Annotated in this window: 14 protein-coding genes and 2 pseudogenes; 9 read left to right on the top strand and 7 right to left on the bottom strand. The window is 62.7% G+C overall.

The genetic code is table 11. From position 1 onward, the window contains the following. Window positions 1-216: 216 nt before the first annotated feature. Together BOO71_RS29255 and BOO71_RS25955 are read right to left on the bottom strand one after the other, a co-directional pair. Window positions 217-501 (bottom strand): transposase, encoded by a 285-nt coding sequence (locus BOO71_RS29255; protein ID WP_075837103.1) that lies wholly within the window; start codon window positions 499-501, stop codon window positions 217-219. A gap of 137 nt (window positions 502-638) precedes the next feature. Continuing rightward, window positions 639-923, bottom strand: a complete 285-nt coding sequence (locus BOO71_RS25955) for a hypothetical protein (protein WP_139323218.1) — start codon at window positions 921-923, stop codon at window positions 639-641. A 508-nt stretch (window positions 924-1,431) separates the two neighbouring features. On the opposite strand from BOO71_RS25955, the gene BOO71_RS25950 reads away from it, so the two are divergent. After that, on the top strand, window positions 1,432-2,424 hold the full coding sequence (locus BOO71_RS25950; RefSeq protein ID WP_075837101.1) for a tyrosine-type recombinase/integrase: 993 nt from the start codon (window positions 1,432-1,434) through the stop codon (window positions 2,422-2,424). 423 nt (window positions 2,425-2,847) lie between these two features. Here BOO71_RS25950 and BOO71_RS25945 read toward each other — a convergent pair whose 3' ends face one another. Then, complete coding sequence (locus tag BOO71_RS25945) at window positions 2,848-6,018, bottom strand: LamG-like jellyroll fold domain-containing protein (RefSeq protein WP_075837100.1); 3,171 nt, start codon at window positions 6,016-6,018, stop codon at window positions 2,848-2,850. Between the two features lie 507 nt (window positions 6,019-6,525). On the opposite strand from BOO71_RS25945, the gene BOO71_RS25935 reads away from it, so the two are divergent. The 4 genes and pseudogenes from BOO71_RS25935 to BOO71_RS25915 form a co-directional block, all read left to right on the top strand. After that, window positions 6,526-9,444, top strand: coding sequence for an ATP-binding protein (locus BOO71_RS25935; protein ID WP_075837098.1), 2,919 nt, complete (start codon window positions 6,526-6,528; stop codon window positions 9,442-9,444). A gap of 267 nt (window positions 9,445-9,711) precedes the next feature. Further along, the gene (locus BOO71_RS25930; RefSeq protein ID WP_075837097.1) at window positions 9,712-10,425 is read left to right on the top strand and encodes an IS3 family transposase; all 714 of its coding nucleotides are present in this window, start codon (window positions 9,712-9,714) and stop codon (window positions 10,423-10,425) included. A gap of 335 nt (window positions 10,426-10,760) precedes the next feature. Then, entirely contained in the window at window positions 10,761-11,390 is a 630-nt protein-coding gene (locus BOO71_RS25920) for a LysE family translocator (RefSeq protein ID WP_075837095.1), read from the top strand. 405 nt (window positions 11,391-11,795) lie between these two features. Continuing rightward, window positions 11,796-12,155: pseudogene (locus BOO71_RS25915) on the top strand (IS982 family transposase); the annotation flags it as partial. Window positions 12,156-12,379: 224 nt separating this feature from the next. On the opposite strand, the gene BOO71_RS25910 reads toward BOO71_RS25915, so the two are convergent. Further along, window positions 12,380-12,781, bottom strand: coding sequence for a VOC family protein (locus BOO71_RS25910; protein WP_217694955.1), 402 nt, complete (start codon window positions 12,779-12,781; stop codon window positions 12,380-12,382). An 82-nt stretch (window positions 12,782-12,863) separates the two neighbouring features. On the opposite strand from BOO71_RS25910, the gene BOO71_RS25905 reads away from it, so the two are divergent. Continuing rightward, window positions 12,864-13,484, top strand: coding sequence for a TetR/AcrR family transcriptional regulator (locus BOO71_RS25905; RefSeq protein ID WP_083653849.1), 621 nt, complete (start codon window positions 12,864-12,866; stop codon window positions 13,482-13,484). Here BOO71_RS25905 and BOO71_RS29250 read toward each other — a convergent pair. After that, on the bottom strand, window positions 13,403-13,882 hold the full coding sequence (locus BOO71_RS29250) for a Tn3 family transposase (RefSeq protein ID WP_368482896.1): 480 nt from the start codon (window positions 13,880-13,882) through the stop codon (window positions 13,403-13,405). The genes BOO71_RS25905 and BOO71_RS29250 overlap by 82 nt on opposite strands. Before the next feature lie 347 nt (window positions 13,883-14,229). Here BOO71_RS29250 and BOO71_RS25895 point away from each other — a divergent pair. The 3 genes and pseudogenes from BOO71_RS25895 (at window position 14,230) to BOO71_RS25885 (ending at window position 17,249) form a co-directional block, all read left to right on the top strand. After that, window positions 14,230-15,260 (top strand): annotated as a pseudogene (locus BOO71_RS25895) (carbon-nitrogen hydrolase family protein). After that, window positions 15,257-16,321, top strand: a complete 1,065-nt coding sequence (locus tag BOO71_RS25890) for a threonine aldolase family protein (RefSeq protein ID WP_217694952.1) — start codon at window positions 15,257-15,259, stop codon at window positions 16,319-16,321. The pseudogene BOO71_RS25895 and the gene BOO71_RS25890 overlap by 4 nt, the downstream one beginning before the upstream one ends. A gap of 1 nt (window position 16,322) precedes the next feature. Next, window positions 16,323-17,249: a PhzF family phenazine biosynthesis protein gene (locus BOO71_RS25885; RefSeq protein WP_075837092.1), complete on the top strand. Its 927-nt coding sequence runs from the start codon at window positions 16,323-16,325 to the stop codon at window positions 17,247-17,249. A gap of 317 nt (window positions 17,250-17,566) precedes the next feature. Here the strand turns inward: BOO71_RS25885 and BOO71_RS25880 are convergent, their stop codons facing one another. Both BOO71_RS25880 and BOO71_RS27460 read right to left on the bottom strand, forming a co-directional pair. Beyond that, a complete protein-coding gene (locus BOO71_RS25880) occupies window positions 17,567-18,142 on the bottom strand; it encodes a TetR/AcrR family transcriptional regulator (protein ID WP_075837091.1) in 576 nt (191 codons plus the stop codon). Beyond that, window positions 18,139-18,915: a hypothetical protein gene (locus BOO71_RS27460; RefSeq protein WP_075837090.1), complete on the bottom strand. Its 777-nt coding sequence runs from the start codon at window positions 18,913-18,915 to the stop codon at window positions 18,139-18,141. The genes BOO71_RS25880 and BOO71_RS27460 overlap by 4 nt, the downstream gene beginning before the upstream one ends. Window positions 18,916-19,233 lie beyond the last annotated feature (318 nt).

The following is a 19,233-nucleotide window of genomic DNA, read 5'->3' as shown; positions in this document are numbered from 1 at the left end:
GGCTCGCCGCATGCCCGCCGGACACCGCAGTCCGGTCTCACGGCGCGCACCAGCGAAACACTGCCGTCCTGGCGCTGCCTGTCCAGACTTAATGCCTGACACTTTCCGCGCCCATCGTCTGGCCTGGCGTCCAGAATCTAATGGGGAGGAGCAGTCCGTCTCTCGAAACTCCAAACTGGCAGGAAGACCCCCGGACGAGCGCCCGGAGGCCCAGTGTCACGACACTCCAGGCCCGGTGTCCGTGTTCAGGGCTGTTTCCTGGAGGGTTCCGATCAGGACACTCCAGACAGACGTCAGGATCAGCAAACAGAGCAACCGCGTCACATGAGTGGGAAACTTCATGTGGGTGCCGTCCAACCAGAAGCCACTGGTTTTGAGTGCTCTGAACAGACATTCGATTTTCCAGCGTTTGCGGTACCCATTCAGAATGCGGCTGGCGGCGCTGGCATTGCTCGCCACAATCAGGGATTCTGCCTGATCCGTCCGGGTCTGCGATGACATTCATTGGTAGCCCGCCCATACACCTCCAAGCTCTTGAGGACAACCGCTTTCCTGTCTGGCTGCCACTCGCCCGCTGGGAGGCCCTCAACGCAGGGACCAACGCGGAGCCGCACCGTGATGGGGAGAACGCGTTCGCCTCACCCCTGGGTCCACGTCTGGCCGATTAACTCTCGATCTATATAGATCGTGGCGGCTTCGTGGCATTTCAAGAGCTTCAAGGCATCGTCGAGCAGGGCCAGCCGGATCCTTGTCCCGTTGTTGCCGCTGCACAGCAACAACTCAAACAACAGTGGCACGGCCACACCCCTCCAGTTCACCGCCAGGAACAGCGCGTTCATGTCAGTTTTGCCCAATTTCCAACTCGTGCGGTCCACGATGAACTTCCGTTCCATCGGAGAGCAGCGCTCGAAATCAACGGGCAATATCTAGAGAACACAGCGGATGCCGATGAAAGGATCGCTCGATCTGGCGGATGACAGAAGCTGTTTGAGCGTCGCTGGGGCAACGCTCGGCCAGTGCCGCGTTGGACCGTCCCTGGGACCGATCAACGGCAGGGCGATCAGCTCCACCTGATTTTTGTGGGATGCGGGGAAGTGAGCAACGAAGCACAGAATCAGCGATTTCCGGGGAGTGGGGAACGCGCTCTGTTTTCGCGTGCTGGACAATAAATTTCAGCCGCTCTGGAAGAGTGCCGGGTACTGGACTGTTCGGCAACCGACACATAGACTGGATATACAGAAAGCAAGAAAGATTGAAAGAAAGACAGATTGTATTGCAATTCGTGCGCCCAAGAGCGTTCAAACCGCCCAACTCCCAATCGCTGAACGCTTTATCGCCCCTTGAAGGGGCATTCCAGGGTCACGCCGTCTTTTGGCCGTATGGCACAGTATTTTACATTGACTCTGAAGGTATCCCGGCATAAGCTCAATTATGCCGGAACACAACCCGAGCCAGAACAGGGGAGAGCGCCCCCCCGAAACACGCGGCGGCTACCACCCCGCCGCCTATCCCTGGTCTCAAGTCAAGCCTGCCAACCGCGCCGAGCGCGTCACCGAACGGATCACGCTCCGCGACACAGGTGCGCTGGTGGCGCTGCTGCGGTTTGACCTCAGTCGCCGGGAAGTAGGGGAGGCCACCATCCGCACCTACAGCGTCGGTGTGCGGGCTTACCTGGCATGGTGCTGGGAGCGTGACCAGGACGTGCTCGCCCCGGACGTGGACACCGCCCATAACTTCACCCGCGCCCTGACCCGGCGCGGCGCGTCCCCCGGCACCGTGACCACCTACCGTCCGGCAGTCTCGGCGCTGTACCGTGCCCTGCGCTGGACGGGGGCGACGGCGGCAGACCCGATGCGCGACGCGCCACGTGTCAAAGACCCGGTGCCCAGTTTCGAAAAACGCAAACCGTACACGCAGGCCGAACTTCGTCTGCTCCTGGCCGTGGCCACCCCTGACGAGCGAACCCTGCTGCTGCTGTGCGGACTGGGCGGGCTGAGGAACGCGGAGGCCAGGGCCGCGAAGTGGGCCGACCTGGACTGGGGGGCCTTCACCCTGCGCGTCACGGGCAAAGGTGGGCGGGTGCGGCGCGTCTACCTGGGCCGGTTGTTGAGGGAGGCATTGCAGGACGCTCAAGGCCGCATCCAGGGCCGCACCCGTCCGGAACACTTGCTGCCGTGGTCAGACCCCGATACCCTGCGCGCTCATCTCCAAGGGTTGTGTACTCAGGCCGGAGTGCCATATGCGGGACGCAGCTTGCACGGTCTGCGGCACACGGCGGGGACAGAGTTGTACCGCCGGACGCGCAATCTCGATGACGTGGCGCGGCACCTGGGCCACAGCCAACTGGAAACCTCGCGTGTGTACGCTGAGCATGAAAACTCGGCCACGCGGGCGGCGCTGGACGACTTTCAGGATGAGGGCTGATCGCCTGAGTTGTCCGGTAGTGACCGGGGTTGTGTTGCCTTAACTGCCGTCACGGCGGGGTGAGAGCAGGGGTGGCCTGAGATTCAGGCCACCCCTGCCGCGCTGATTGACCACGCCTGGAGCGCTTGTTGCTGATTGCTTCTTCTTTCTGCGGCGGAAACACTGGTGCGGGAACGATGGTGGAGATTGGTCACTCGGGCGTGCAAATTCAGGAACCCTTGAGCGCGTTTCTGTCGCCTGAACCCCTGCTGTCTACCAGAACGTTTCCGGACTACTGATGATCACAGCTTCCTTGAATGACTCCCTGCGATGAACCTTCTGGAAGTTGGACTTGGTTGAGATAAAAGCTCGGGTCACGGCAGCTTCCTTGGACGGTCCAATGAAAAAGCCCCCCAGAGGGGAGCCAGGAGTGGGCAAGGACGTTCAGGGTTTGGGGAAGCGGTCGAACTTGCTCAGGGCGTCGATCTCATACGGGGCCAGGGCGCGGGTATAGAAGCGCAGGTCATCGAAGCCGCCGTAATACAGACTGTCGCCGCTGTTGTTGTTCGAGCCTTCCGAGCCGTCCGCGACGTACCAGACATTGTTGGTGGCCAGAACATACACCGCAGGCTTGCTGGCCGACCCGGCAACGGTGCCATTGCGGTAGAGCGTCAGTGTGGAGGCGCTGCCCGTCACATCCACCACGGCGACGTAATGCGTCCAGGCTGAGGTCGACACGTTCTGGGCGTCTGTGACCTTCAGGTCGCCGCCGCTGCCCGCGATGGCGAAGCTGACCCGGCCCGCCTGTCCCACGTGACCATGCACGGAGCCAAGGTAGGCTGCGGCAGCGTCGCCTCGCTGGCCCACCAGCCAACTGTCGTTCTGGACGTTCGTGTCGCTGGGCCTGACCCAGAAGCTGATGGAGAAGGGCGTTTTCAGATTCAGGCCCGGCGTGGTCATCCCACCCGAGGCGTCACCGCCGCAGCCCGCGCCACCGGAATCGGCGTTGAAGAGTAGGGCCTGGGCGTTCACGTTCCAGCGGTCAGCCGTGGGCTTGATGCAACCCGTTCCGTTCAGGCTGGCGGTCAGATTGTTGCCGCTGGCGTCGCTGCCGTCGCCGTTCATCGGGTAAAACGCCTTCAGGCCGGTCTTGAAGTTGGTCACGTTGACCGTCACGGTTCTGGCCGGACTGGTCAGTCCCTTGCTGTCGGTGCCGGTGACACTGACGGTGTAGCTGCCGCTGGCGGCGTAGTCGTGGGTGGCCGCGAAAGCTGCCGGGTTGCTGGTGACAGCAGATGTTGCTCCGTCTCCCCAGGCGATGGTGACGCCCGTCAGGTTGTTGTTCTGATCGCTGGCAGTGCCGCTCAGGGACACCCGCTCCGGCGTGCCGACGATGCCCACCAATGCGGCGGCGCTGCCGATCACCGGCGCGACATTGGAAGTCACGCCTGGATCGAGCGGCTGTGGATCGCTGGCGTCGCCGTCGCCGTCGCGGTCTGTATCGGGGTTCAAGGGATCGGTGCCCTTCGCCTTTTCCTGGGCGTCGCTCAGGCCGTCGCCGTCGGCGTCCTTGAGCGCCGGATTCGAGTAAACGCGCTTGGGATAGCCCTTAACCACTCCAGCAGTCACCACATCCCAGCCGATCTTGGCCTCGTCGTAATCGCTCAGACCGTCGCCGTCGCTGTCTTTGTTGGTGTCGGAGGTGCCGTACAGGTACTCGTCGTTCGACAGCAGCCGGTCCTGGTCCTGATCCTGCACGCGCACCAGCCGGATCTCGCTGTTCTGGGTCAATACGATGTCGTCGAAGTTGGTGTTCGGCGCGATGTTCAGGTTGTTTGAGCCGACGGCAGCCCACAGCGAATGGTCCGCCGCCCCGCTGGTCACGTCGCCCTGGAAGGTGCTGCCGTTGTCGCGCAGCGTTTTGAGCACCTGCACGCCGCCCGCGCTGGCCGTGGCATACGGCAACTTGAGAATATCCTTGAGGACTTTGGACAGCTTGACGCCGACGATCCTGCCACCCGCGCGCTGCACGTTGGTCGCCACCCGCTCGCGCACGATGTCGCCGTTGCCGTAGTCGATGACGACCAGGGCAGTCTGGGCGTTGGTGGTTTCCTTGAGGAACTCGAAGTTGCGCCCGGCATCGTCGAGCAGGTTGTAGCTGCTGAACTCGAACAGCAGGTCCTGAGGACGCGCCATCAGGGTCAGGGCCAGGTCTGTGGGCAGGTCCAGCGAGGCCGCCAGCGTTCCGGTCGCGCCGCCGTTGCTCAGCACTGCGCCGCCTGCGCCCAGAGCGGGCGTCATGTTGCCCACCACCAGATAACTGGACGGATTGGCCGGGTCACGCCGCAGGGCGGTCACCGCCAGGTCCTTGAAGTTGAAGCTGATGTCACCAGTGTTCCTGACCTTGAAGCCCACGTTTAACCTGCCGCCCGAGAGCGTGGTGCCCTGAGCGGCACTCTCGGAGAGGGCGTCTTCTGAGGTCTGCTGGCTGCTCCTGACCGAATCGGTGGTGTAGCTGGCCGTCTGCTCGTAGCCGTACCCGGCAGACACCGTGAGCGAGGCGCTGGCCTTGGCGTTGAAGCCGTCCGTGCCGCCGCTGATCTCGGCCCCCACGGTGGCGCTCACGTCGGCGGTGACCCGCTGGGTCTGGGCGTCGGTGGCGCTGCGGCTGTCCTGTTTGCCCAACTGCAATGAGGCGGTGTGGCTCTTGACCACCGAATTGTCGGAGGTGCGGACCACATTCAACTCGATGCTGGGCGCAGTCACCTGGGACAGTTCCAGACGTGGCGTGTTGGCGATCAGGGGGTTGTATCGCCCGCCCCGGTCGATAATCTCCGTGTAATCGCTGTACTTGTCACCGTCGGTGTCGGCCAGGGTGGGCGAGGTGCCGTAAGTATTGACCTCGGAGCCGTCGAACAGCAGTGGATTGCCCTGGGCGTCCCCGTCCGAGTCGCGGTCATTGGGCTTGCTGGCCCAGATGTTGACCTCGTCCGCGTCGCTCAGGCCGTCATCGTCAGTGTCTTTCTTGTTCGGATCGGTGAACAGCGCCCGCTCCTGACCGTCGCTCAGGCCATCGCCGTCGCTGTCTGCTTTGAAGGGATCGCTGGTGACGTGATACGTCTTTTTCTCGGTGCCTGCTTCCTTGATGCTCACGTCGTACCCGGCCTGCTCATCGGCGTCCGAAATGCCGTCGCCGTCGCTGTCGGCCCCGGCCACGCTGGCGACGCCCCTCACCTCGGCGCTGTAGTCGCTCTCGCCCGCCGCCGTCTTGACCTTGAGACGGTAGGTGTAGGTCACGCCTGGCGTCAGGCCCGTGTCGGTGTAGGTGGTCTCGGACGCGCCCGGCGTGGCGAGCGCGGCGTAATCCTTGTCAGCCTTGCGCTCCAGCACGTAGCCCGCCGCACCGCTGACCGCGTCCCAGCTCAGGGTCACGCTGCTGGCATCGGCGGCCTTGACCCTGAAGTTGGCCGGGGCGGTGGGCGTTCCAGGCTGGGCAGGCTTCGTGGGGCCGCCAGTGCCTTCGGGGGGCTGGGCGCTCGACGGAGACGAACAGGACCCCAGGAGGCCCAGGCTCAGGGTGGCGGTCAGCAGGGTAGTCAGCAAGCTCTTGTTCATAAAAACTCCCAGGGGGCAAGTGCAGCGTGGAGAGAGGGGAGGAGGGCCGCAGTCAAACGTGATCTGAAAGGTCTGAGGCCAGCGCCTGCGTTTCTTCCGCCGCAGCCGCGAACACAGGCACGAACCCACAGGAGCCGAGGTCATACGGTGGGTACCACGACTGCAACGGGCACCGTGAGACAAACTCATCCCGGTAGACAAACTGGTCCCGGTGTTCGGTTGCCCCGGCCTGGCCGGTCAACCTAGAGCGGATGTGGGGTTCGGGCTTCGGGAACTGGATGGGCGGCATCGACTTCCTCCTTCTGGAACGGGTTTGGTTGAAGCTGGTTTGGAGCTGGCCCAAGCCTGATCGGCGGGCGTTAGTTGCCGTTACATGGCCCATCACGGCGCGCGCGGTTCACAGGCCACACCTGCCTTCGTGGTCGGTCAGGCAGCGATCTTCAACATGTCTTTATCCGCTCTGGCAAGCGCTCCAACACCTTTCACGGTGCTATGTTGGATCCGTCCATGTCACAGTTCACGCCCGCAGCCTTGTCCGACGGAGAAGCGCAGCCCAGCCTGCTGCTGCTGGGGGAACCGGCCCTTGAGACGGGCGGCGAACTGCTCTCCCTACCGCCAGAGGTGCCGCTGTGGCTGACCGCCTTCGTGGCCTGTCAGGACGAGCCGGTGTCGCGCCTGGAGTTGCTGGAACTGCTGTATCCCGATGTGCCTGCCGACGCGGCCCGCAACCGGCTGCGGCAACTGTTGCACCGTGCGCGGCACCTGGACTGGGCCGCCGGATTGAGCGCCAGCGGCGAGGTTTTGCATTGGACGGGCCGGGTGGACGCGCGCCTGTTCCGGCAGGCGTGTCAGGCCGGGCGCTGGTCTCAGGCGCTCGCGCTGTACCGGGGGTCGCTGCTGGACGGCCATCGGCCCACCGGATTTCCGGCCTTTGCCGCCTGGCTGGACGCCGAGCGCGAGGATCTGCACGCGGCCTGGCTCGACGCCGCGCTCAGCCAGGCGGGGGAGCTGGAGGGGGGCGGGCAGCCAGGCGCGGCGCTGCTGATCCTCGAACAGCTTCTCGATGCCAGTCCCTTTGCCGAGGAAGCCGTGCAGGCCGCGCTGCGCTGCGCCGCTGGACTGGGTGATGGCGAGCGGGGCGCAAGAATCTACGGGCGTTTCCGCACGCATTTGCGCCGCGAACTCGGGCTGGAACCGGAGACCGTCACCACCCAGCTTTACGAGGCGGTTAGAGAACTGCGCCCCCTGCCGTCCGTGCGCCGCTCTCTATCACGGGCCACGACGCCGCTGTTTGGCCGCGAGGACGAGGTGCGCTGGGTTCGCGAGCAGCTCGCCCAGCCGGATGGACGGCTCCTGAGCGTGATCGGGCCGGGCGGCTCGGGTAAGACGCGACTCTCGCTGGAAGTGCTGGCCTGGGCTGGGCAGGAGGCGGGGCTGACGGCATCGTTTGTGGCGCTGGAGAGCGTGGGGGCGGTAGACGGGGTGGTCACGGCCATCACGGCGGCGCTGGGCCTCGCACCTGGCGGGTCTGAGCCGCCTGAAGAGCAGTTGCTCTCGGCGCTCATGACCGCCCGGCACCTGCTGGTGCTGGACAATCTCGAACACCTGCTCGCCTCGCCGGAACGCGCGCCGCTGCTGCGCTGGTTGCAAAACGTCCTGGATCAGGCTCCACAGGTGCGGGTGATCGTGACCTCACGCATCCGGCTGGGCCTTCAGGAGGAGCGCGTGCTGTCGCTGGATGGGCTGGACTTCCCCGCCGCGCCTGACCTGGACCTCGCCGCCCGTTCCAGCGCCGTGCGGCTGCTGATCGAGCGGGCCAGCCGCGTACGGGCAGGTTTTGCCCTGGACCCGCAGAATGTCGGGGCGCTGATTCAGATCTGCGCGCTCACGGGTGGCCTGCCGCTGGCCCTGGAACTGAGTGCGGCCTGGATGGCCACGTTCGAGCCGCAGGACATCGTGACCGAGTTGAGCGCCAGTCTGGACCTGCTGGGCGGCGACGCGCCGGACCGCCCGGAACGCCACCGCAGCCTGCGCGCGGCCTTCGAGCAGTCGTGGCGGCTGCTGGGAAACACGGAACGGCAGGTGCTGGCCCGGCTCTCGGTCCTCCGGGGCGGCTTTGATCGCCCGGCGGCCCAGGCTGTCGCGGGTTCGGGCCTGCTCGCCCTGCTGACGCTGGCAGACCACTCCCTGATCCGCCGTGACCTTGGAGGCCGGTACCGGCTGCATGAGGTGATCCGGGAGTATGCCGCCGAGGCGCTGCGCGCTGGGAGAGACAGTGAGCTGGTCACGGAACCGGTCACGGAGGCCGAGGCCCGCCGACTGCACGCCGCGCATTTTGCCGCCTTGGCCGCCGAAGCTGCGCCTCATCTGCATGGACCCGATCAGGCTGCGTGGCTGAGCCGTCTGGACGCCGAACACGACAATTTCAGGGCGGCTCTGGGTTGGGTGCTGGACCACGGGACGGCAGACGACGCGCTGCGCCTGAGCGCGGCTCTGCACTGGTTCTGGTATGTGCGGGGCCATCACCGAGAGGGGCTGCGCTGGATGACGGCGGCGTTAGAACGCCCAGACGGCAACACGCAGGCGCGCGTACTGACCCTGGACGGTGCAGGCGCACTTGCCAGGGAACTGGGCCTGTACGACCAGAGCGTGATGTGGCTCGAAGATGCATTGACGCTGGCCCGGAGTACCCGTCTGCCGGTGCTGGAAGCTCAGGTGCTTTACGGTCTGGGCCTGACTGTGCGGGAACTCGGCCATGCAGATCGCGCGCTCACGCTGCTGGAACAGGCCGAGGCACTTCAGCGGCAGCTCGGACAGTCCTGGGGCCTTTCCACCACACTCAACGACCTGGGCATCTTCTGGGCCAGGAACGGCGACCCGGTCCGCGCCCGACAACTTTTCAGCGAGAGCCTACGCCTCAAAGAGCAACTGGGAGACCGCCAGGGCATTGCCTACGCGCTGTCCAACCTGGGCAACACCCTGGATGACCCCGCCGACTTCCAGCGCCTGACCGAGCAGAGCCTGAGCATCAAGCGGGTGCTGGGAGACCGCCAGGGCGTCGCCAACTCGCTGTTCAATCTCGCGGACTTGCAGATCGACCGGGGCGAGCTGACTGCGGGCCGGGCGCTGCTGGAAGAAGCCCTGGACCTGTTCTGGCAACTGGGCCGCAAACGCGCGGTGGCCGCCGCGCTGATCGAGTTCGGCAAACTGGCCGTGGCTGAGGGACGGCCCGAGCGCTGCTTGCAACTCAATGGGGCCGCTGAAACCCTGCTGGGCAGTCTCCACGTTCCAGCGCCTAGCATGGGGATGAACGGGCAGATTGATGCGGCCACAGCCACGCTGGGCGAAGTGGAGGCCGAACTCTGGACGCGACTTGGACGGATGATGTCGCTGGAGAACGCCGTTGGGCTGGCGCGGCTGAACTGAGTCGGGGACGGGATCAAGTCAGGAGATCCTCTCTTGTCGGTGGCCTGAATGCCGCATCATCGTGCTGGACTATCAATCCAATGGACTCCCTCCTATATAGATTTTCATCTCGATTGAGCGTGAGCTAAAAAACCACAGTACCCGACATTTTTTAGAGGGACTTGAAATTCATCGTCCAGTACGCGAGAACAGAGCGCGTCTCCTCCCTCTCTGAAATCGCTGAGTCTGTGCCTCTTTTCTCATTTTCCCGAATACCGCAAAAATCAGGTGGAACTGCTCGCCTTGCTTGTCCTGGCACTGATTCAGGCTAAGGATGTTCGCCATGCCGCACTGGCCGAACGTTGCTCTGGCAACGCTCAAACTTGCTCAATCATCCGCAAGATCGAGCGGTTCTTTCATAAGCATCCGCTGTGTCCACTGGATGTCGCCCGACTGGTTCTAGCTTTGTTGCCAGATACCAAGCCCCGCGAATTCAGCCTGGATCGCACCTTCTTGGGCAGAACAGACACCCATGAGGACTCTTGCCCGCTTCTTCGCCAAGCAACCCTGATCTTCCGCTTCATCGAGCGGCACCAGGATGAGTTCCCAGTCGAACGCATGTGTCGGGTTCTTGATGTCAGCATCAGTGGGTACTACGCTTCGCTGGGAAGGCCGGACAGCGAGAGAGTTGCGAAAGACCGCATGTTGACGGCCAAGATCAGGACGAGCTTTGAGGATAGTCGAGGAACGTACGGTGCGCTGCGCATCAAAGCTGATTTGTACGAACAGGGAGAGCAGGCGAGTCGTCAGTGGATCGGACGCCTGATGCGACAAGCTCAGCTTGTCGTGCGAGGAAAGCGAAAGTTCCGGACGATGACCAAAGCGAAATCATCCCACCCAGTCGCAGAAGATCTTCTGGCCAGGAATTTTGACGCCGGCGGTCCGAATCAGAAATGGGCGACGGACATCACGTATTTACCCACCCGGGAGGGGTGGCCGTAGAACGTCGACAGCCACCAGGAGGGCTGCTCCACCATTCAGAAAGGGGGAGCCAATACATGAGTAAGGTACACAAGCAGGCGCTGGACAGACTCCACGCGGTTCAGAGCATAAGCGAGAAAGGAGAGTGCTGGGATAACGCCGTTCAGGAGAGCTTTTTCGTGACGTTGAAGACGGAATTGGAACTTGGAAAGGCGCAGTTGGAGCGGGCCCAGACACGAACGGGTGTTCGAGTGGATTGGAGCGGCCCTGTGAAGAACAAGTCTACAGCGTATGGTTGACAAAGTTTAAAAATATATTCGCAGTTCGTTTCACTTACCCGTTTGGAGGTTCCCCCTATGCCTGACCTCACCACTTTGCTCGCCTTTGCTGCGGCCACATTGGCGCTCGTGCTCATCCCCGGTCCTTCCGTGCTGTACATCGTGGCGCGCAGCATTCAGGGTGGACGGCGAGCGGGTTTCGTGTCGGCTCTCGGCGTGCAGGTGGGCGGACTGGTGCATGTGCTGGCCGCCGCCGTGGGCATCTCTGCGTTGGTGCTGTCATCGGCCCTGCTGTTCAGCGCCGTCAAGTACCTGGGCGCGGGGTATCTGATTTACATGGGCATCAAGACCTTGCTCAGCCGTGACACTGACCCTGAATTGCCTACCCTGACGCCGCGCAGCCTGGGGCAAACGTTCCGGCAAGGTGTGCTGGTCAATGTCCTCAACCCCAAAACGGCGCTGTTCTTTCTGGCCTTTTTGCCCCAGTTCGTGCGTCCAGATCACGGCTCTGTGGCCGTGCAAACGCTGGTCCTGGGCGGCTTTTTCCTTTTGCTCGCCACGATTAGTGACAGCATGTTTGCGCTGCTCGCTGGGAGTGTGGGTCAGAAATTGCGCGGCAACCGCGTTTTTGCACGTCGGCAGAAATACTTGACAGGCAGCGTGTATGTGGCCCTGGGTGTGGGGACGGCAACAGTGGGACAGCACTGAAGTCTGTGACCGACAAGGCGGAGAAGTGGGGGTTTAACTCGCGTGGGTGACCTATGCTGTCTTTGAGGTTTTATACGGATTCCGTTTGTTTCGTGCAGGAACCGGAACAACGCCGATCCCTCCACTCCACGCCTGGAATCCGTTTTTCTCCTTCTCGCTCCGCTCGGATTACCGGTGTTTTCAACACCCTCTAATCGGAGTCCGTATCAGGAGCTGACAACTTTAGCTCCTACGATCTTAGTGATGAAAGACGGCTCATTAAGACCCGTAAAATCTCTCCGATCCTCTCTGAAAAGGACTGGCTTCACGAGCAACTAGGAACGTCCCACCGAAGAGTTCATTGAGACAGCGGGCGTTGCAGACTACATTTAGCGAGTTTCAGAGCGGGCCGCCAGCACACTCAACAGACTCCACGCGTGGATGCTTGAAGATGGCGAGGTCACGCAGCACCTGACCAGACCGGCCAATTTGCACGGCACCACCATGAGTTACAAACTCAATCGCCGGTGGCCCGACTTTGACGGACCAAAAATTGTGGGGGACAAGGGGCATTGCTGCGTGGGCTACATCTACCCACCCAAAAGCAATTCCCGGTATGACACCGGATGGCGGCCAGACCGCCATCCGAAACTCCGCAAACGCATTGAAACGGTGTTCTCCCAACTGGTTGCAGAAGGGATTCGATCCGTTGAGACTAAAACGCTGACCTCATTGCGGTTGCGCGTTGTTCTGGCCGTCATGGCCCACAACCTAACCAAGCCCTAAACGGGGTTCTCTACTTAGATTGAGGTTAATGAGGAGTGCTAAGCGCAGGTTCTCTAGCGTGATCCCTGGGTGGCGTGCTGGGCGCTGGCCCGCGTGAAGCGTTGCGGGACAGATTTCAGGTCAGCCCGTTCCAGGTGCAGGCCCGTCATCCATTTGACCAAGAGTCGACCTGCTTCTCCATGCAATTTTCTCGATACTCTTCAGCGCCAGTCTGCACCGCGATCTCAGGAACCAAATTTTGCGATGGCTTCCTTGCTGACTGGTGTGAAGAAATTGATCAGGTTGCCGTCCGGGTCACGAAACAGCAGCGAGCGGTTGCCCCAGGGTTGGGTGGTCGGTTCCATCGCCAGATCCTGAATGACGTCCTTCAGTTCCTGAAATTTCTGGTCCACATCGTCCACCCGGAACTCGATGATGGCGCTCCGGTTGGCAGCCGTCTGGGCGGCTCCGGCCCCGAACATGTCCATGGTGCGCTTGCTGGCAATCGCCAGGGTACAGGCCGGGGTCGCGAGTTCGGCGAATTCGGGCGTGGACCAGGTGGCGCTCAGGCCGGTGACCTGCTCGTAGAACTCGACAAGCCCCTTTGGGTCGTCGGTGATGATGCGGAGCGAAACGAGATTCATCATAAATTTCTCCTGTCAGACCTGAGCAATGGTGCGCTCAAGTACGCTACGGTATCGTAGCACAATGAAACGCTAGACTCAAACCATGACAGAGCGCAAGCCCGTCCTGAATAGACCTGAACATGAAGCGAAATCACCGTCCCGCACCACCCCCGAAGATGGGCGGGTGCGGCGCTCAAAGGACCTCGTGATGGCCGCGACGCTGGAACTGCTGACCGAGAACGGGCTGGGCGGGGTCAGCGTGGATGAGGTGGCCCGCCGCTCCGGGGTGGCCAAGACCACCATCTACCGCCACTGGCCGGTCCGCTCGGCGCTGATCCTGGACGCCTGTACCCGGCTCAGCTCACAGCACGCTGCGCCGGACACTGGCAGCTTTGCGGGCGACCTCGCCGCGCTGATGGGCGGCATGGCCCAGCTCCTGCGCACGGCGCGCTGGGCCTCGGTCACGCCGTCAATCATCGACGCCGCCGAGCGCGATCCCGACCTCGCCACGGTCCACAGCCGGATTCAGTTGGAGCACTCAGCTCCGTTCCAGGTGATCATCTCGCGGGCGGTGGGGAGCGGTGACCTGCCGCCGCAGACAGACGTTCAAGCCATGATCGCGGACCTGCTCGGCCCGCTCTATTATCGCCGCTGGTTCTCCCGAGAGCCGCTGGACGACGCCTTTGTCGGCGGCATCACTGAGCGGGTGCTGGGCCGGACCTGAAGGAACATGGTCATGCCAGGACCGGGAAAGGATGAACAGTCCAGGGAAGACCGATGTGGCGTTCTCTCAGGCAGCCAATATTTCCATTTGGCGTCGCTGGCACAATTGGTGGGACCGTCACCCCAGATGTCCGGGTCCTGCGCTGCCAGGACGGCGTATACCACGGCGACGTTTGCGGCGTACAACGTGTTGCGGTGGATAAAGTAACGGCACATGTCCTGCAAGTTGTGCTGGGCCTGACCGTCCTGACCGGCAGAAATTTGCTTGAGACCAGTATTCGTTCCTATGCCAGACAGGCAAAGCAGCAGGCGCTGTTGCGAATCCTCGCGGTTGATGATCTTGCGCGTCAAAAAGCTGCCAAAGTGCGGGCTGATCCCCGCACGCTGATCGGCCTCCATCAGTGTGTCCAGTAGTTGGGTGTTCCAGAATTGCCGCCCCACCTCCTCTTGAGGGTGTTGTAGAACGGCGGGTCCGGCTGTGGGCTGTGCTGTCAGGAGCGTGATCACATGGCGTCTCCCGTCGCGCACCATCACCCCGACGCCGGGATTTCTGGGCAGACCGTTGTCGAACATGACCGGCGCGTCCTTGAACCGCAGTTCCAGTCTCTGAATGAAAGTGTCGGGTGAGGAGCGGTCTCCAGGGGAGTTGGGAGACCCTCCAGATCCCCTCGCCATACTTTTTCAGTGGGTGGAACCAATTAGATTGGCGGTGCCGCGCAACGATTTCCGTTCATCTGGAGAGGCTTATGACGCACAGCTCAACATTCAATGCCGCCGCCTGCCACGTTTCGCCCATCTACTTTGATCTTGACGCCACCATCGACAAGACCTGTGACCTGATCGCCGAGGCGGCCCGCAACGGTGCGAAGATCGTCGCGTTTCCCGAAGCCCACATCTGCGCCTTTCCAGTGTGGTCCGGCGTGCGTGCGCCGGTGGAAAACCACGACTTCTTCGTCCGCATGGTCAAGAGCGCCGTGACCATAGACCATCCGGCCATTGACCGGGTACGCCGCGCCGCAGGCAGCACAACATCGTGGTCTCCATCGGTATCAACGAGGCGTCCAAGGTCAGTGTGGGCTGCATCTGGGACACCAATCTGCTGATCGGCGCGGATGGCCGCATTCTGAACCGCCACCGCAAACTGGTGCCGACGTACTGGGAAAAGCTGACCTGGTCCAACGGCGACGGCAGCGGCCTGCGCGTGGTGGACACCCCGGTGGGCAAGGTGGGCGCGCTGGTCTGCGGCGAGAACACCAACCCGCTGGCCCGCTACAGCCTGATGGCGCAGGGCGAGCAGGTGCATATCGCCTCGTACTCGCCGTGCTGGCCCACCCATCCCGCCAGCAGCAGCGAGCGCTATGACCTGGCGAGCGCCATTCGCATCCGCTCTGGGGCGCACAGTTTTGAGGCCAAGTGTTTCACCATCGTGGCCTCGGGCTTTTTCAGCGACGCCGCCGCCGACCTGATCAGTCGGGGCGAACCGGCGGCCCGCGCCCTGATTGACAGCTCCCCGCGCAGCGTCTCCATGATCATCGGCCCCACCGGCGCGGTAATCAGTCCTACCCTGCAAGATGAGGAGGGCATCGTCTACGCCCAGATCAATCTTGACGACTGCATCGTCCCCAAGCAGTTTCATGACGTGGTGGGCGGCTATAACCGCTTTGACGTCTTTCAGTTGCAGGTCAACCGGGCCGCGCTGGAACCTGCCGTCTTTCAAGACCTGCCCTCGCTGGATACTGAACTGGATTTGCTGCTTGCCTCTGAGGCTGAGATTTGAGCGCCGCGTCGCCTGACCTGATCGATCTCTACAGCGACACCCAGACCCGCCCGACGCCGGGGATGCGGGCGGCGATGGCACAGGCGGTGGTGGGCGACGAACAATCCGGCGACGATCCCACCACGCTGGAACTCTGTGGACGGGTGGCCGGGCTGCTGGGCATGGAGGCAGGGGTCTTTTTACCCTCCGGCACCATGTGCAACCTGATCGGCATTCTGACCCACACCCGCCCCGGCGACGAGCTGATCTGCGATCACCAGTCCCACATCTACGGAACCGAAGCGGCGGGGGCGGCGGCCATTGCGGGCGTGTCCATCCGCGCCATCATTTCCCCACACGGCATCTTCGGCGTGCAGCAGGTAGAGGAAGCCGTGCGCCCCGTCAGCCGCACCGCGCCGCGCAGCCGCCTGCTGTCTGCCGAGCAGACCACGAACTTCTCAGGCGGGGCCGTCTGGCCGCTGGCCGAACTCCAGGCGGTCAGGGACGTGGCCCAGCAGCATGGGCTGAAATGCCATCTGGACGGAGCGCGACTGCTGAATGCCTCGGCGGCCAGCGGGGTCTCGCCTGCTGACTATGCCGCTGGCTGGGACAGCGCCTGGATTGATCTCAGTAAGGGGCTGGGCTGCCCCGTGGGCGCGGTGTTGTGCGGCAGCGCAGCGTTTGTGGAGGACGCCTGGCAGTGGAAGTACCGCCTGGGCGGCGCGATGCGGCAATCCGGCGTGCTGGCAGCGGCGGGTGTGTACGCGCTGGATCACCACCTGGAGGGGCTCCGGGCCGATCACGAGAATGCTCAGGCGATCTGGGGCGTCCTGTCGGGCTGCGAACTGTTCCAGTTTGATCCGCCGCAACCGGCCTCTAATATTCTGCGCTTCACCTTTGACCCGTCCACCATCGGCGCGGAAGCGTTTGCTGCGGGCTGCCTAACACAAGGCGTGCGGGTTCGTTCTATCGGCGGTAACTTCATCCGCGTCACCACCCATCTGGACGTTTCGGCCTCAGAGACCGAGAGCGCCGCGCAGACGATGCTGTCGGTTGCCCTGGCGCTGGCTGAAGGAGTCTGAAGTGACTTCAAACGAATTCTTCGTGGTGGAGGTCTTCGCCGCCGCAGAGTTGCGTGGTAATCCGGTGATGATCGTGATGGATGACGGGTCACTGGAAACCGAGCAGATGCAGCGGTTCGCAGCCTGGAACGGGATGCCGGAAACAGTGTACCTGCGCCGGGGCATGGGTGGGGTCTCCCAATCAAATGCCTACGCGGCCCGCATCTTCTCGCCGCGTACCGAACTGGTATTCGCTGGACACCCCTCGCTCGGCGCGGCCCATGTTGCCGTGGAAGCGGGCCTGGTGGAGCGGCCCGTGTTCAATCCAGGCCCAGAGATGTTCGGCGGCGGTGACCTGGCAACGCTCTGGCAGCGTGGCGCGGTGGGGATGGTGGAACTCAAACTGCGTTCCATATCCGCCGGAAACGCTGCGGTGTTCGTCAAAACGCCAGCGCCAAGTGCAGTTCATCCACTGGGTGCCGAACACGCTAAAGCGGTGGCGGCGGCGCTCAGCCTGACCCAGAAGATTCAGGCTTACCAGGTCAGCGCGGGCGCGAACTGGATCGTGGTTCGGCGGGATGATCCGGCAGACCTGGAGCGACTTGTCCCCCAGATGTCCGTGATTGAAGCCCTGAGCGCCGAACTGGGCGTTTCAGGCGTGACCGTCTATGTTCCGGCTGACCCTGCGACGGGGACACGCTTTGAAGTCCGCTCATTCGGGCCGCTGATCGGTGTGCCTGAAGACGCGGTGTGCGGGGGCGGTACGGCCTGCATGGCGGCGCTTGAGCACCACTTGGACGGTGGGCAGTCAGCGGGCCAGCCGAGTTATACGGATTCCGTTTGTTTTGTGCAGGAATCGGAACAGCGCCGATCCCTCCACTCCACGCCCGGAACCCGTTTTTCTCCTGCTTGCTCCGCTCGGATTACGGGTGTTTTCAACACCCTCTAATCGGAGTCCGTATTATTTCACCCAACACGGCCGTTTCGTTGGACGGGCTGGCCGCGTGCAGGTCATCGGCCCCGTGGAAGACCAGCGATTCTGGCTGGGCGGTTCAACCCGCACCGTCATGACCGGAACCGTCCGGCTCTAGTGCCCCTGCCGCGAGCTGACATGCTTCACGGAATCAGCGGAAGAACCGCAAATGTGGGCAGGTCCAAGAGCTTCCTGCGCTAAGGCAATTCAGGTTCCTGCAAAAGCCAACTGAACCAGACCTGAACAAGGTCTCAACGCTGAGCGTCATAGGGGGTACGGATTTGAAGTCACTCCTAAACCGTTGCGGGCCGCAACAATTCAATCAACAGGTCCGCCCCTTTGGCGGCGCCCGTCAGCCCCTTCTCCTGACGCATTCGCCCACCTGCCTGAAGGTCGATCAGGCCGTGGACCGAGGCATAAATGAGACCGGTCAACTCGACATTGGAGACGTCAGGGAGATCATGCGCGTCCTGACATTCCTGGACGATGGCAGCAATCTCAAGGAAGGGCTGAATGGCCGCCGCCTCAAACGCCCCGCCCTGCGCCGCGATGCTCGGGTCACTGAAGAGCAGGCGGTAGCGTGCAGGATGCTCCTGTCCGTAAGAGATAAACGCCGTGAGCGCTTGCTTCAGCTTGAGGAGCGGTTGCACCCGAAGCTGCCGAACCTCTGCGAACGCGTGTGTCAGCGCGGCGAAGTCTTGCTGGGCCACCGCCCTCAACAGTGCGCTGCGGTCCTCAAAGTGCTTGTACGGGGCGTTGTGAGACATGCCCACCGCCTGGGCCACTGCCCGGATGGTCACGGCACCCTCTCCGCCCGCGTCGAGCAGGGCCGCCGCCGCCTCTAGGAGACGCTGATCGGTTTTGATCAAGTGGGCGCGGTCTGCACGCTTCCCTGCGCCTGACCCTGCGCCGCCCGCTGGAGTTTCACCGGACGCTCCTGGGGGCTGAGCTGAACGAGCTGTTCTGATTGGTCCCATAGCGTGCCTGCCTTGGACCGATCATACGACGCGCCCGATGACCTGGTTTCAATGAGCTGTCCATCGCGTGACTGGAAATACTTGCCCGAGCCGCTCGCAAACTGCGGATCGACGATCATTCGGGCGAGGCCCTCACCCGAAAAATCCAGGCTTCCCATGGTCACGCCCATACGTTTCATCGCCCACTGGACGAAAGCCGTGCGCAACAGCCGCTGGACGAGGGCTGGAGCAGTGCGGTCCAGGCCAGTCTCGGAAACCAGACCGGGGTCAAAGGCAATGGATGCGATAGGGACGCCAGCGTGTTTGAGGCGGCGGTCCAGTTCATAGGCGTACATGATGACGCACAACTTTGAAGTGGCGTACCGCTGCCCCCCTGAAAGTGGTTTTCGTCCATCCTGACCGTCATGTGCCAGCGCGTCTGCGTCCGGCGCGGCGGCGACGCCGACCAATTTGCCGTCCATGGTGTCGGGATCATGGGTGCCGCTGGCCGTGAAGACAATACGGCCACCAGCAACCACCCGGTCGAGCAGCAAGTTCAGCAGCAGAAAATGACCCAGACAATTGGTGGCGAACGTTTCTTCGTAGCCGTCGGCGCTGTAGGAAATTGGCCCACGAAATTGAGCGCCCGCATTGAGCAGTATGCCCTGCAATGGGTCAACTGACATCTTGCAGTTTAGACAATGAGGGCAGGGGATGCGTGCTGGAAGGCATCGAGCGCGTCTAGCTCCAATTGAAGCGCACGACGATGCACGTCGGGGACGAACGAGAACCTCACGGTTCTCGCCAGGTCGCCCCAGTCAGGCCATATGCCCGGCAGGCGAAGAGGGAGGTCAAGGTCCTGGAGATGACAGAGCAGGAAGGCCAAGCCGGAGAGGCACCACCAGCGCAAGACACCCTGTTTGCTGTGCTGCGCAAAGCGTTCAAGTCCGAAGCGGCCCTTGATCGTTTTGAAAAAGGCTTCGATTCGCCAGCGGCGTTTCCCT

It is taken from the genome of Deinococcus marmoris, from assembly GCF_001949125.1.
GTDB classification, from domain to species: domain Bacteria; phylum Deinococcota; class Deinococci; order Deinococcales; family Deinococcaceae; genus Deinococcus; species Deinococcus marmoris_A.
The sequence above is the reverse complement of the archived record's forward strand: the minus strand, read 5'-3'. Positions and strand labels throughout refer to the sequence as shown.